The organism is Porphyromonas cangingivalis (genome assembly GCF_900638305.1).
In the GTDB taxonomy this organism is placed as follows: Bacteria; Bacteroidota; Bacteroidia; order Bacteroidales; family Porphyromonadaceae; genus Porphyromonas_A; species Porphyromonas_A cangingivalis.
The window spans coordinates 242,651-257,321 of record NZ_LR134506.1 but is presented as its reverse complement, the minus strand read 5'-3'; the positions used below and the strand labels follow the sequence as shown (position 1 = coordinate 257,321).

At 45.5% G+C, this 14,671-nt stretch carries 8 protein-coding genes; 4 read left to right on the top strand and 4 right to left on the bottom strand.

Features of this window, described 5'->3' with window-relative positions:
• Positions 1–134: 134 nt before the first annotated feature.
• The 4 genes from EL262_RS01025 to EL262_RS01010 form a co-directional block, all read right to left on the bottom strand.
• Positions 135–341, bottom strand: coding sequence for a hypothetical protein (locus EL262_RS01025; RefSeq protein WP_025837581.1), 207 nt, complete (start codon positions 339–341; stop codon positions 135–137).
• A gap of 33 nt (positions 342–374) precedes the next feature.
• On the bottom strand, positions 375–2,831 hold the full coding sequence (locus tag EL262_RS01020) for an outer membrane beta-barrel protein (protein ID WP_078735714.1): 2,457 nt from the start codon (positions 2,829–2,831) through the stop codon (positions 375–377).
• Between the two features lie 83 nt (positions 2,832–2,914).
• Positions 2,915–4,054, bottom strand: coding sequence for a beta-ketoacyl-ACP synthase III (locus EL262_RS01015; protein WP_025837577.1), 1,140 nt, complete (start codon positions 4,052–4,054; stop codon positions 2,915–2,917).
• A gap of 11 nt (positions 4,055–4,065) precedes the next feature.
• Positions 4,066–4,800, bottom strand: coding sequence for a TetR/AcrR family transcriptional regulator (locus EL262_RS01010; RefSeq protein WP_234394682.1), 735 nt, complete (start codon positions 4,798–4,800; stop codon positions 4,066–4,068).
• Positions 4,801–4,894: 94 nt separating this feature from the next.
• On the opposite strand from EL262_RS01010, the gene EL262_RS01005 reads away from it, so the two are divergent.
• The 4 genes from EL262_RS01005 to EL262_RS00990 all read left to right on the top strand — a co-directional run bounded on the left by EL262_RS01005 (position 4,895) and on the right by EL262_RS00990 (position 14,638).
• Positions 4,895–6,289 carry a DUF3945 domain-containing protein gene (locus EL262_RS01005; RefSeq protein ID WP_025837574.1) on the top strand — a complete coding sequence of 465 codons (1,395 nt, stop codon included), beginning with the start codon at positions 4,895–4,897 and terminating at the stop codon, positions 6,287–6,289.
• Positions 6,290–6,323: 34 nt separating this feature from the next.
• Positions 6,324–8,453, top strand: coding sequence for a type IA DNA topoisomerase (locus EL262_RS01000; RefSeq protein ID WP_013815808.1), 2,130 nt, complete (start codon positions 6,324–6,326; stop codon positions 8,451–8,453).
• A 274-nt stretch (positions 8,454–8,727) separates the two neighbouring features.
• A complete protein-coding gene (locus EL262_RS00995; protein WP_013815807.1) occupies positions 8,728–9,159 on the top strand; it encodes a DUF1896 family protein in 432 nt (143 codons plus the stop codon).
• Positions 9,146–14,638, top strand: a complete 5,493-nt coding sequence (locus tag EL262_RS00990) for a helicase-related protein (protein ID WP_078735713.1) — start codon at positions 9,146–9,148, stop codon at positions 14,636–14,638. Before EL262_RS00995 ends, EL262_RS00990 begins: the two co-directional genes overlap by 14 nt.
• The last annotated feature ends 33 nt before the right edge of the window (positions 14,639–14,671 follow it).

Here is a 14,671-nt window from a genome sequence, read left to right as displayed (position 1 = left end):
ATCTCCTCACCTCGATAATTACTTGAGAGCTGGACATAACCATCATTTATTCAGGTGAACAATCTCTGCTCTAGCCTCATAAGCAAAGTAAAAAACATAGGTATTTTCCCTGCTTATGTAGGTACACAAACAGGTTACGGAAGCAATTTTTTACCTTCAAGAGTTGGCGTAGTGGATACAGAGTCGTCTGCATCACTGTCTTTGTCTTTGCCACTAGACAAATTTGCCGAAGCGGCTAGAGAAATCGTAATAGAGATTTTCTCAACTCCTTGACCTCCAAGTAGAACTTCTTGCATACTCTGTGGGATTTCAACGCCCACGTCAAACTTTTTCTGTTTCATAACGAAAACTTTTAAATGGTTAATAATTGATTGTTAATACATTAGTCGCATCATTTCTTTCGAAAGGGTTTGACCACTGCTTTTATTGCGTTTCCCCCACTTGTATTGAACTGTAAGGAAAATACCTCTAGTCCCTCCATGGGAGTAATCCTGTCTCAAGATATTGTTTGTATTGAGTAGGATTCTTTCATAGGCTTTGTTGAAAATATCTGTAGCATAGATTTGTGTAATTAGCTTGCCACTCATCCAACTTTTAGATAAGCGTATATCAAAGTTGCTGTATCCTTTTGTTTCTCCCGTTGCATAACTTCCATTCTTGAGGTGTCCAGAAATTCCACACCTTAATGATACGCCCTTAAGAAATGTATAGTTTAATCGAAAAGAATAGGCAATCAAGGGTTTGTTATAAGATACCCCTCCATATTTCAAATCTTGTAACTGCAAACCAACATCTGCGAGAATACCTAGATTTCTTATTTGAGGGTTCATTGAAAGTCCTGCATAAAACTGATTATAATCCGGTAAGTTTTCTGGAGAAATCTTTACAATCATGCTTTGGGGATCAAGCAATGTGCAGACTTCAAAAAAGCCATCCTTTACTCTAGAATACGAGAGGGATAAGTTTGCCCAGCTGTAAGTAAGATCCGTTGTTAAAGAGTGTACATAGCTATTTCTAAGTGTGGGATTTCCATCCCATCTTAGATATTTGTTACTCATAAAGGAATTAGACGAAAGCTGGTTGTAACTAGGTTTATCTATTGTTTTATTATAAGATAACTCTAATGAGAAATCTTCATTCTCGTAAGAAACGGAGAGCTTGGGCAGGTATTTTAGCGAACGTTTACTCTGCCCGTTGATTATTGTCTCATTTTTAAAGTATTTGAAATCAATAAACTCCATTCCCATCTGAGCCTGAGCCCTCCACCTTTTGTTAATATTAGCCTGTAAAGCGATGTATCCAGTAAGTTGTTTTTGATTAAAAAAGTCAGTATTACTATTTGTAGTTTTATACCTACCATCTCTTTGTGTAAAAATGTATTCTATCCCAGAGAATAAACTAAATACCTTTGAAAGATTTTGTTCACAATCACCTTTTAGTGTTAGGTTGTGAGCAATACTTTTTTGATCAAACTTACTTGTCTCTTGTTCAGTAGATAAATATCGATTAGCATTCTGCTTCATATAGAAATATGTTCCAGAAAAATCTATTTTTGTTTTTGTGGTATTAAAGTGGTATGCTCCACTAAGCAATGTATTTGATGAGTTTGTTTGGGTTATACTATTAAATTCTTGGACAAGGTTGACATTATTGATGTCGTTGTGGTGCAAGAATCCATTAAGATGTTCTTTTCCGAGAACTGTAGGATCTACGTTTGCAAAAAGATTGATACTATGGTTGTTATTTATACGATAAACTACCTCTGTTGAAAGACTTAGATTCTTTTGTACACCACTTAACTCTGTAACGGAACGATTCCTGATCTGATTATCTAGAACAGAATAATCATAGGTGTCTTCTTTATGATACATCTTCTCTCCATAGATGTAATTTGTACCTGCTTTGATAGATATCTTTGATAAATTGAGATATGCTGTAGCATTTAGAGCATTTGAAAATTTTCCTTTTGAGCCAACTTTATCCATAATGTCAATGCCCCAAATATCCTGATAGGAAGTGGACGTTGTGATAATAATGGCAGACGAAGTGTTTACCCCATATCTCCCATTAGGATTTCCTAGCACTTCTATTTTTCTTATTTCAGACGATTTTATACTCAATATCTTGTCAATATTTAGCACTTTACGACCATTAAGATAGATATTTGGGATTCCCTTGCCTAAAATTGCAATCTCGTCCCCTTGAACAACAACACGAGGAATTTCCCTCAAAATATCTATGACTGTACCAATGTTTTCTAAGGAACTTCCCTTGACATTTACCTTAATATTATTGGCCTTTCTAGAAATCCTTTTTTCCCCTTGAACAATAACTTCATCAAGCAACACAGAGTTTATATTGAAGCGTAGAATACCTAACTCTAGCTTATCTAGCCCTTTAGGTATGTCAAAATGAAGTTCTTTGAGTGATGCGCCCATATATGAAACTTTCAATATATAACTATCATCGCTAGATACGAGAAATGAGACTTCTCCATTTTCATTACTCCATGAAGAAAGAACAAGGAGGTTTTCTTTTGCTCTAAAAACAGAGCATTTAGCACAATCAACACTTTGCCCCAATGAGTCCTTCAAAGATAAAGAAACTTCAGTGTCTTGGGCATTTGATAGCATAGGAACAAAAACGAGAATAACACCTAATAGAATTTTTCTCAGCACAACTATTTTGAGGACTGATATTCTACAGATAATCTCTTCCCACAACACATCTCTCAGGGATGTACCGAAATGCACAAAATTAGATCCACTCAACAAAAATGAATCGTGGAAACCTATGAGTCTAGCTCTCTTCCTATCCATTTTCTCTTTCATAAAACAAATCAGCTATTTTTCCCAAGTGTCAAATATTTCCCTCAAAATAAATCGAAGCCCTCCTGTTCAAATAAAAATGACTCCTAGTATTTCCTTAGAAGCAGTGATCCGAATGAAAATCGACCACTCTCAGGAACAAGAAGGAGTATCTTCTGTCCTTGTTTTATCTCTTTTGATCTAATTAACTCATCTAATGCCACATAGATAGCTGCTGAACCTATATTCCCAACTGAAGTGAGGTTTGTAAACCACTTTTCTTTCGTTAGAGCAATTCCCCGATTGGAGAGCTCATCATTAAGTTTCTCGTAAAAGAACATTGAAGAGACATGAGGTATCACATAGTCTATCTCTTCTGGTTTTAGATTGTACTTAGCAAGTACTGTCTCTATATGATCTACCCAATACTTAATAATGTGTACTTTCAACTGACGAATATCTTGTTTACCCACAAGAACTCCACGCTCTTTAATTTCCTCGGGAGTATATTCTTTCCAACTCTTCAAACGTCCATCGGATTGTAATTCCGAAGCCATAAACATACACGTTGGTAGTTCATTAGCGTATGAGGTCATCTCAATCCATTCGATTTCGAGAGAGGGGTCTCCTTTAGGAGTATCTTCTACTAATACAGCCCCGGCACCATCAGACAACATAAACCTCATAAAATCCTTTTCAAAAGCCATATAGGGGTCTTTATCCGGATTCGCATGTGTTGCTTCATATTCGGGTTCATAGAATTTTGCAACCAATGCCGGTGAGGTTAATTCCGAAGCAACGCATACAGCCTTTTGATGCAATCCTGCAAGAATATTACTGTAACAAATCTTCAGTGCTTGTAGGGAAGTGAGACATACACCTGCTGAGGAAAATATCTCCATCGGGAAGTTCCCTAGCTCTCCATGCACCATAGAGGCATGGGAGGGCAGAAGTTGATCAGGAGTACTCGTACCACAGGCTAAAAGGGTAACATCGGTTGGTACAACTCTATCTGCAAATAAATCCACCACAGCTTCTTTTGCAAGCTGTGCATTGGAGTGAGTTATCTTATGCTCCTTATCCAAGCCATAATACCGAGTCTTAATTCCATTCTGTCTTAGTACAATAGAGCGAACTCTTGAGGGTTTTCCCCCAATCATCCCTATATAATCTTCCATTTCATCGTTGGAGATAGGCTTATTGGGTAAATAAGAAGCAATCCGATTAATGTACACCTTCTTTTCCATCGCACAATGTTTTATAATTTATACTCTTGGTAGATAAACTCCCATAACCTCTGTAACTCTTCAATAGAGAGGCGGTCAATTAGAGCTCCTTTGTAGGACAGTCCTAAATAAAGAGTCCGAAATACCGTAATAATTTGACCATTATCAATGTCCTCCCGAATCTCACTTTTCTTTTTTGCCAATTCTATAACTTCATTCCATGTTTTAACCTCCTGCTCTTCATACTCCTGTATCTTTTCTTGCCATGATGCATAATGCTCCTTGAGATACAAGACAAAACTCATAAAACTAGCTGCTGTAACCGAAGCTCCCAGAGTATCTGAAAAATGGAGCATTCGTTCACCAATTATCTTGGTACAATGAGCTAAAAAATCTTTCAAGGGCGTTTTCGACTCCGAAGATTCAATGAAACTCTCTCCTTCTCGAAAAAAACTAAATACAAAACGATCAGCCACCTGATTGAAGATATCTTCTTTTCCTTTGAAGTGATGAAACATCCCTCCTCGTGAAATATTCGTTGCTTTGACCAAATCTGCAAAGCTGACCGCATCATATCCCTTAGACAGAAAGAGCCTGAAAGCTTCCTTCAATATGATTTCTTTGTTATTTGTTCGTGCCATTACTTTAAACAAAACAGAACGTTCATTCTCTGCTTCTGAATGCAATATTATAAAAGAATATTTGATTAGCCAAATTTTGAAATGATTTTTTTCTTTTAAAGCCACTTCTATCCATGTCGAAGCCACAAGTACGCAGTTATTTATAACCTGTAACACACTCTTTATCTATGGTTTACTTTTGTCCGTGCACCGCTATTGGTGTCATTAGATAGATTGTAATATGGACGAAAAAATCAAAGACCAAGAAGTTCTTTTGGTCAAGGAACAGAAGGACGAGAGCCTCCGAGCTGTTGCCGGAGCAGATGAGAAAGGCGGACTAAAAACCATTCCGCCCACCTCCGAGAATGAACAGAGCTTTCTGAAATTCGACAAGCACAGCAATGCGCTGGAGAATTTCCTTTCCAACTTCATGCGACAGTTCAAGCATCCTACACCGCTGAACTTCTTCAAAGTGCCTTTTGAGAGTGCCGTTGCCAGCGCACGTGTGCTCTCGGAGATGCTCAAAGCACCGGATGTCCCCTCCAATAAGGAGATGCTGGACTCCGCCCGTATCAATCCTGCGGACCATGCAGGGGAGCAGAAGCAGTCCTTTCAAGGCATCGATCCCGACAAGGTGAAGTGGGAGCAGTTCGAGCAGATGGGCGTAAGCCGTGAGAGTCTGGAAAAGGGGAAGCATCTTGAAGAGTTGCTTCAATACCGCAAGACTCCGCTTATTCCCATCAGTATCAAAATCGGAGAAGTCTCCCTTTACACCGATGCCCGTCTTTCTTTGAAAGCCTTTGGAGACGGCACGTTTATCCCTGTTGTCCACGCCATCCGCAAAGAACCTCAATTGGAGCGTGAGTTCTTCGGGCATACCTTCACCGACGAGGATAAGAAAGCCCTCAAAGAAACGGGTAATCTCGGTCGTATTGTGGAACTGACCTTCCCCGGCAAAGAGGAGCCAACCCGCAGTTTTGTGAGCATCGACCGCCTGACGAACGACATCATCGCCCTGAGTACCGACCGGGTACGCATCCCCGATGAAATCAAAGGCGTGAAGCTGACCGATGAGCAGAAAAAGGAACTGTCGGAAGGTAGGAGCATCTATGTGGATGGTATGACCTCCAAAACGGGAAAGCACTTCAATGCAAATCTTCAATTCAATGCCGACAAGCGGTCGATTGAATTTCGTTTCGGTATATCCAAGCAGGAACAACGTCAAAGACAAGCCTCCGAAGGGCAGCAACAGACGGAGCAGAAAGAATTGCGTGTCCCCCAAAAGATGCTGGGACGGGACATTTCTTCCGAAGAGCAAGCGAAGCTCAAAGCAGGTCAGACGGTCTATATGACCGGGCTTATCGACAAGAAAGGAGAGCCTTTCAATGCCTATGTGCGTCCGAACTTCGAGAAGAACAAGTTCGACTTTCTCAAATGGAACCCCGACAAGTTCCAAGCCAAAGAGGTAACTCCCGACAATGCTTCCAGCACGCAGGTCGCTGTCAATTCCGAAGGCAAGACCAACGAGGCTACCAAGCATGTGAGGGAGCCACTCAAGCAGGGACAGACAGAGCTTACCACAGGGCAGGAACAAAAGCAAGAAGAGAAAAAACGTTCCAAGGGAATGAAAATGTAATCCGCCACCACTAATATCCAAAAAGTAAGAACAAATGAAAGTCATCATAGCAGAAAAACCGAGCGTAGCTCGTGAAATTGCCCGTGTTATTCGGGCAACCAACAAGAAAGAGGGTTATATTGAAGGAGGCGACTATGCCGTCACTTGGGCACTGGGGCATCTGATAACGGCAGCCATGCCCGAAGCCTACGGCATCAAGGGTTTCCACAAAGATAACCTGCCGATTCTTCCTCCCGTCTTTACCCTTATTCCCCGTCAAATCAAGGAGGGAAAACGCTATAAAGCAGACTCTGCTGCAGTCGCCCAACTCAAAGTCATCGAAAAACTCTTCCGGGAATGCGAGGGCATTATCGTAGCCACCGACGCAGGACGTGAGGGTGAGTTGATCTTTAGGTTCATTTACGAGTATCTCGGCATCGCCAAACCCTTCGACCGGCTGTGGATTAGTTCCTTGACAGATAAAGCCATCAAAGAGGGGCTCGCTCGTCTGCAAAGCGGCGCGGCGTATGACAACCTCTATTATGCCGCCCGTGCCCGTAGCGAAGCCGACTGGTTAGTGGGCATCAATGCCACCCAAGCCATATCCATTGCAGCAGGACGAGGCACTTATTCTTTGGGCAGGGTACAGACCCCGACCCTCTGTATGGTCTGCTCCCGTTTCTTGGAGAACAAGAAGTTTGAGCCACAGCCATTCTGGCAACTCAGCCTTGCAGTGAAGGAAGGTGATGAGAGTTTCCGCTTCTCCTCCGCCGACCGTTGGTTCGATAGGACGGAAGCCACTGCTCTGTATGAGAAACTCCGAAATGCTTCTGTAGCTACCGTAGAAACGATTGTGCGCAAGGAGACCAAGCAGGAGCCACCGCTTCTGTATGATTTGACCACTTTACAGAAAGAAGCGAACAGCCGGTTCGGCTATTCGGCGGAACAGACCCTTTCCTTGGCGCAGAAACTCTATGAGAAGGCATACATCACCTATCCACGCACGGGCAGCCGTCATATCCCTGAAGATGTGTTTGCCGAGATACCTGCCCTGATAGCCTTTTTGCACGACCATCCCGTCTGGGGTGTCCATGCCCGCCGACTGACCGAACTTAATGCGCATTCGGTGGACGGCAAGAAAGTGACCGACCACCATGCCCTGCTCATCACGGGCAAGAAGCCGATAGACATGTTTGGAGACGAGGCGGTCATCTACGATATGATAGCCGGACGTATGCTTGAAGCCTTTTCCGCCCGTTGCGTGAAAGATGTCAGTACGGTTACTGCCATCTGTGAAGGTGTGAAGTTCATCCTCAAAGGTGAAATCATCAAGGAAGAGGGTTGGCGTGCCATCCTCAAAAACAGCAGGAAAAAAGATAAGGAGCAGTTAGAAGCTGAAGAACGAGAAAGTCGAGAAAATGGGGAAGGCATCATCATCCCCGAATGGGAGGAAGGCGAGCAACTCCCGCTCTGTTCCTGTTCCTTGGCACAGGGAATGACCAAGCCCAAGCCCCTGCACACGGAAAGTTCGCTGTTGGCAGCGATGGAGACGGCGGGCAAGGAGTTGGAGGACGAGGAATTGCGTGCGCAGCTCAAAGATTGCGGTATCGGCACACCTGCAACCCGTGCCGCCATCATCGAAACCCTCTTTGCCCGTGAATACATGGTGCGCCAAAAGAAGTCGCTCGTCCCCACGGAGAAAGGACTTGCCGTCTATTCCATCGTCAAGGGGATGAAAATCGGCAATGCTGAGATGACCGGACAGTGGGAAGCGGACTTGGCGAGAATCGAACGGGGAGAGTTGAAAGAGCAAGAGTTTCGCAAGGGCATCGAAAACTACGCCACACAGATTACCGATGAACTGCTCTCCTCCAAAATCCTCTTTCCCAAGAAACAGAGCGACATCCATTGCCCAAAATGTGGCAAAGGTTCACTGGTCTTCTATCCCCGATGTGCCAAATGTTCCGATGCCGATTGTGGGCTAACCCTTTTCCGCAATGTGGCAGGCAAGAGCCTCACAGACGAACAACTGACACAATTGGCGGTGAACGGGGAGACAGGTGTCATTAAGGGCTTTACCTCCAAAGCAGGTAAGAGCTTCGAGGCTTCGCTTTCTTTGGACGGAGAGTTCAAGACAGTCTTCATCTTCCCCGAGCATAAGAAACCGAGCAAATCCCGAAGGTAACTCCCCGTAATTTGCTAATTTTGCCACTGAATGATGCGGTCATAAACAATCCTGTTGTTTTTACTGCGGATTTTAGTGGTGGCACTCGGCGGGGACGTCGAGTGCCTTTGCATTATAACGTCATGCCCGAAAAGACTCCGGAGAGCCTCTCTTTCCAAACCTAATGACTGAAAGGTAAAAAGCTTATAAGCTTTCTCTCGATTACTCCTAAGCTTTTGTCCAACTACCTCTATGCTTTTCAGGGCAACTCAAAACATTCACTAAAATCACAGATATGACAGCCATTCGATTTTCCTATTACGAGCTATCTCTGCTCTCCTTTCTTCGGGAAAGTCATCCCGAAAAAGCCGGTGATATTTCTTTTATCAAAGAGCGTGCGGCAGCTGCTTCCGAAGCCTATGCCGAAGCCTTCGATGCCGGACTTCCCATAACCGAATGTATCGGTATCGCCAACAAGACGCTCTATGCGGGTTTGCACTTTTCCCACCACGATACCATCTCCTCTGTTCTTTGGAACGAGTTCTCTGCTGAAGTGCCGCTTGAAGCGGTCAGGGAGACTGCTATCCGCCTGCGCCCGCTCTTAGAAAGCATCTTCGCCAAGTATCCGATTTCGGACGAGTTCGCCTATATGCCCGAATACAACTCCCTCTATACGGAGATTACGGGTTTTGTCCAACTAAAACTCGAAGAGGATGGCAAGCTATAACAAGAAGGAGCATCTAAAGGCAAACATAGAAGCCATCAAGACGGTCTTTGCCCTGCATCGGGAACAGCGCACGGCGACACCCGAAGAGCGTACGATATTGGAAGCCTATACGGGCTTCGGGGCTTTGAAGTGTATCCTCTCTCCTGCCAACACGATGGAGGACATCGCCCGATGGAACAAGTCGGAGCTGGAGCTTTTCCCCTTGGTGATGGAGTTGCACAGCATCATTAGAGACAACACCGCTTCCGAATCGCAATACAAGAGTTATATGCAGAGCCTGAAAAACTCCGTGATGACCGCTTTCTATACTCCTGCGCCCATAGTGCGGGAGATTGCCGTTGCCTTACAGGAGGCAGGTATCGTCCCCAAGCGAATCCTTGACCCTTCGGCGGGAATGGGCGAGTTCATCCGCTCTTTTGATGCCATTGCAGCCGAAGGACATACGACTTTCGGTTTTGAGAAAGACATTCTCACGGGGCAGATGCTCTCCGCCCTGTACCCCGAAAACAAGATACGCATCCGAGGGTTCGAGGAAATCGAATCCAAGTTCGGAGGTTATTTCGACGTGGTTAGCAGCAACATTCCTTTCGGAGATATGGCTGTCTTCGACCCTGTTTTCAGCAAGACGGACGAACCAGCCCGAAAGGTCTCCCGCATGTCCCTGCACAATTACTTTTTCGTCAAGGGGGTAGATATGCTCCGTGAGGGTGGCGTGCTGGCATTCATCACCTCGCAAGGCGTTATGAATGCGCCAACGAACGAGTCTGTACGGGAGTGGCTGATGAATCATACCCGCCTTGTTTCGGCGATTCGCCTTCCTAATAATCTCTTCTCGGAAAATGCGGGGACAGAAGTGGGCAGTGACCTTATCGTCCTGCAAAAGCAGAGAGGAAAGACAAGTTTGACCGAAGAGGAACTGCGTTTCATCAAGAGTGAGAAACGCCCTAGCGGGGTGCTGTTCAACACTTATCTGCGAAGTATGTCACAGATCGTACATACCGAGTGGAAGCAGGACACCGACCCTTACGGCAAGCCTGCCATTCTGTTCCATCACGAGGGTGGAGCGGAAGGCATCGCCACCGATATGGGTAAAATCCTACGGGCTGATTTAGCCAAACGCTTGGATATGGCGTTGTACCAAAAGCATATCTTCATACAGGAGCAACCCCAAGTTAGCATTGCCGTTCCTCCCGAAATAAAACAGCGAGAAGTGACGCTTACGTCTGCCACTTCGGAAGAAGAGCAATCACACCAAGAGGTGGTGCAACTGAAAAAGGAACAGCCGACAGAGCAACCCCGAAGCAGTGTTGCACCACAGGTACAACTACTCGACCTTTTTGGCAATATCATTCAAGAGGAGAAACCCAAACGAAAAACCTCCTCGATGAAACGTGCTGTGGCTTCCACCCCTTCTCCCACTGTCGAAATAAAGCAACAAGAGACTGCTATGGGACTGTTGGAGACAGGAGAGTTGTGGTGGCAGCAGAACAAGGAGAAAGGGATGCAGCAGCGTCCCTATGAGGGCTTATGGCATGAACACCTCAGAGAGGGTTCTTTGCTTGCCTCGGACTTTCAAGTCGGAATGCTTGTCCGTGATATGGAGGACAATCGAATGTTCCAGCCCATAGACCTCTCTTCCCAAGAACGACAAAAAATGTTACTCTACATAGACCTGCGAGATGCTTACCATACGCTCTATGATTATGAAGCGGAACGCAAGGTGGCGAATGAATCCCTGCGACAGAACCTCAATGAACTGTACGACCGTTTCGTGCGGCAGTACGGGTATCTGAACGATCGCAAGAACCACGAGCAGATCCTGATGGATGCCAGTTGCAGGGAGATCCTTTTCTTGGAACGAAAGGTGGATAAAGAAACGCTCAAAGCCGACATTTTCCATCAACCCGTTTCTTTCAGCCTGCACGAGGTAACAGAGGTGAGCAATGCCCAAGAAGCACTTTCGGCTTCACTCAATAAATTCGGAGCGGTGGACACCGGATATATGCTCTCTTTGCTTCCCGAAAGTTCCGAAGAGGAGATGCTCTCCGACTTGCACGGCAAAATTTATTACAATCCCTTGGAGGGAGAGTATGAAATCGCCGAAAAGTTCATATCGGGCAATGTGGTTGCCGCATCGGAACGTATCGAACAATATCTCTTGGAGCATCCGGAGGACACAAGGGCGCAAGTCTCCTTGCAGGCCCTGAAAGATGCCATCCCCGAACCTATTCCTTTCGTGGACTTGGATTTCAACTTCGGGGAGCGATGGATTCCCGTAAACCTTTACTCTGATTATGCCTCGCACCTCTTCGATACCGAGGTGACGATACGCTACAATTCAAGTGCGGACGAATACTCCGTGGATGCACGGGGCCACAATGCCAACATCTGGGACAGATTCTGTGTGCGGGGACAGCATCGTCGCTACGATGGTATTGCCTTGATGAAGCATGCCCTGCTGAATACAACGCCGGACATCACCAAGAAAATCATGGTCGGAGACAAAGAGGTCAAGGTACGAGATACCGAAGCCATACAGATGGCAAACGCTAAAATCGATGAGATACGAAACGGCTTTACTGATTGGTTGAACGAGCAGAGCGATGAGTTCAAGAAGCGATTGGAGAAACTATATAATGATACTTTCAATTGTTTTGTTCGTCCTCAGTACAATGGATCCCATCAGACATTCCCCGACCTCAACCTGAAAGGCTTGGGTATCGAAAGCCTGTACGACAGTCAGAAGGATGCCGTGTGGATGTTGAAGCTTAACGGAGGGGGTATCTGTGACCATCAAGTAGGGGCAGGGAAAACGCTTATCATGTGTACTGCAGCCTATGAGATGAAACGGCTCGGCTTGGCAAACAAGCCGATGATACTCGCTCTCAAGGCTAACGTGCAGGAGATAGCACAGACTTTCCAAACGGCTTACCCGAATGCCAAGCTGCTTTATCCGGGCAAGAACGACTTCACCCCCGACAAACGGCAAAGGATTTTCCACGATATCAAGAATAACAACTGGGATTGCATTGTCCTCACACACGACCAATTCGGTATGATACCGCAATCGGACGAGATACAGCAGAAAATCCTTCAGGATGAGTTGGACAGCGTGGAAGAGAACTTGGAAGTTCTGCGTCAGCAGGGGCGCAGTATCTCTCGTGCCATGGAAAAGGGGCTTGTCAAGCGACAGATGAACTTACGGGCAAAGCTGGATGAAATCAAGTTCAAGATAGAGAACCGAAAGGACGACGTGGTAGATTTCAAGACCATGGGTATAGACCATCTTTTCGTGGACGAGTCGCATACGTTCAAGAACCTGATGTTCAATACTCGCCACGACAGAGTGGCAGGGCTTGGGAACAGTGAGGGAAGTCAGCGTGCCTTGAATATGCTCTTTGCCATACGAACGATACAAGAACGGACGGGGAAAGACTTGGGAGCCACCTTCCTTTCGGGTACGACCATATCGAACTCACTTACGGAGTTGTACCTGCTTTTCAAATACCTGCGTCCCCAAGCCCTCGAAGCACAGAATATCAAAACCTTTGACGCATGGGCTGCCATCTTCGCCAAGAAATCTGTGGACTATGAGTTCTCTGTTACCAATGAAATCGTGCAGAAGGAGCGTTTCCGCTATTTTATCAAAGTGCCGGAGTTGGCGGCGTTCTACGCTCAAATCACCGATTATCGAACGGCAAAGGAGATCGGCATAGACCGCCCCGAAAAGAATGAGATTATGCACAACATACCACCTACACCCGAACAGGAGAAGTTCATTGCCAAGTTGGTGGAATTTGCCAAGACAGGTAATGCGGAATTATTGGGACGAGAGAAACTCTCCGATAGAGAGGAGAAAGCCAAGATGCTTATCGCAACGGACATGGCTCGAAAGATGAGCTTAGATTTGAGACTTATTGATCCTAACAAGTACGGAGATCATGTGGACAACAAAGCCTCCCACTGTGCTGCCAAGATTGCGGAGTATTACCACAAGTTTGAGGAACAGAAAGGAACGCAATTTGTATTCAGTGATCTAGGCACCTACAAGCCGGGCGAATGGAATCCCTATTCCGAAATCAAGCGCAAGTTGGTGGAAGATCACGGCATACCCGCTCAGGAGATACGCTTCATTCAGGAAGCCAAGACTGACAAGGCAAGAAAGACGCTCATCGCAGGCATGAATGAAGGTTCAATCCGGGTGCTTTTCGGCTCTACTTCAATGCTCGGAACGGGTGTAAACGCTCAGAAGCGTGCTGTCGCTATCCATCATTTGGACACACCATGGCGTCCTTCTGACTTAGAGCAGAGGGATGGACGAGCCGTGCGTAAGGGAAACGAGGTAGCCAAACTCTATGCAGACAATAAGGTGGATGTTATCATCTATGCGGTGGAAAAGTCGCTTGATAGTTACAAATTCAATCTGTTACACAATAAGCAGCTTTTCATCGAACAGCTGAAAAACAACCGTATGGGTAGTCGTACCATCGACGAGGGAAGTATGGACGAGAAGTCGGGAATGAATTTTTCCGAGTATGTAGCCATTCTTTCAGGAAATACCGACTTGTTGGAAAAGGCGAAATTGGAAAAGAAAATAGCCGGTTTGGAGAGTGAGCGACAGGCCTTCATCCGCAGTAAATCATCCTCCCGAAGTCGTTTGGAGGAGGTTATGCGAGCAGTGGATAGCAATAGGGAACTGATTGGTCGTTTCAGAAGCGATTGGGATTTATACCAAAGCCGAGTGCAGAAAGATAACGAGGGCAACATACTCAACCCGATAACACTCAAAGGAGTAGAGAGTAAAGACCCGAAATGCATTGCAACTAAACTGACAGAAATCAATGAAAAAGCTCGTACTCAGGGGGAATACTTTAGTATTGGAAGCCTCTACGGATTTAATCTCGTGGTCAAGACAGAATCCTCTTCCAAAGATCTGTTTGACCTTTCACAGAACAAATTCTTCGTGATGGGAGAAAGCGGAATGAAGTACAGTTACAACAACGGCAAGATTGCGACAGACCCACAACTAGCCTGTATGAATTTCCTGAATGCCTTGGAGAAGATACCCGGCTTGATTGAGAAATATCAGGCAGACACGGAGAAGATTGCCAAGGATATTCCTGTTTTGCTGGAGGTGGTAAACGGTTCATGGAAGAAGGAAGAGCAGCTCAAAGAGCTCAAAACGGAACTTGCCGCACTTGACCGAAAAATACAGCTTTCCCTAAAGCCGATTGAAGAGGGAGAAAGCCAACAGGAGGGAACGGAGATGATGCAAGATGGCGAAAGAAAGGCGGAAGAATTGGAACGGTCACGTCCGATTGAGCCGACTGTCGCCGCCCCCTCCGTCAGCACCTCTGCGGCTCAAACCGACAGACCGTTGGAAGACAACGGGCAGAGTAGCTCAGCTACACAGCCTTCGAAGGAAAGACTACCACCGTCTTTGGCTGAAAAGGTGTTCATTGTCAGACCGAAGATATAAAACAAAAGGACGAACTACATATTGTTGTAATTC

Bases quoted from the DNA above. Each gene is read 5' to 3' on its own strand.
- EL262_RS01025 (WP_025837581.1), bottom strand. From the start codon at position 341: ATGAAACAGAAAAAGTTTGACGTGGGCGTTGAAATCCCACAGAGTATG.
- EL262_RS01020 (WP_078735714.1), bottom strand. From the start codon at position 2,831: ATGAAAGAGAAAATGGATAGGAAGAGAGCTAGACTCATAGGTTTCCAC.
- EL262_RS01015 (WP_025837577.1), bottom strand. From the start codon at position 4,054: ATGGAAAAGAAGGTGTACATTAATCGGATTGCTTCTTATTTACCCAAT.
- EL262_RS01005 (WP_025837574.1), top strand. From the start codon at position 4,895: ATGGACGAAAAAATCAAAGACCAAGAAGTTCTTTTGGTCAAGGAACAG.
- EL262_RS01000 (WP_013815808.1), top strand. From the start codon at position 6,324: ATGAAAGTCATCATAGCAGAAAAACCGAGCGTAGCTCGTGAAATTGCC.
- EL262_RS00995 (WP_013815807.1), top strand. From the start codon at position 8,728: ATGACAGCCATTCGATTTTCCTATTACGAGCTATCTCTGCTCTCCTTT.
- EL262_RS00990 (WP_078735713.1), top strand. From the start codon at position 9,146: ATGGCAAGCTATAACAAGAAGGAGCATCTAAAGGCAAACATAGAAGCC.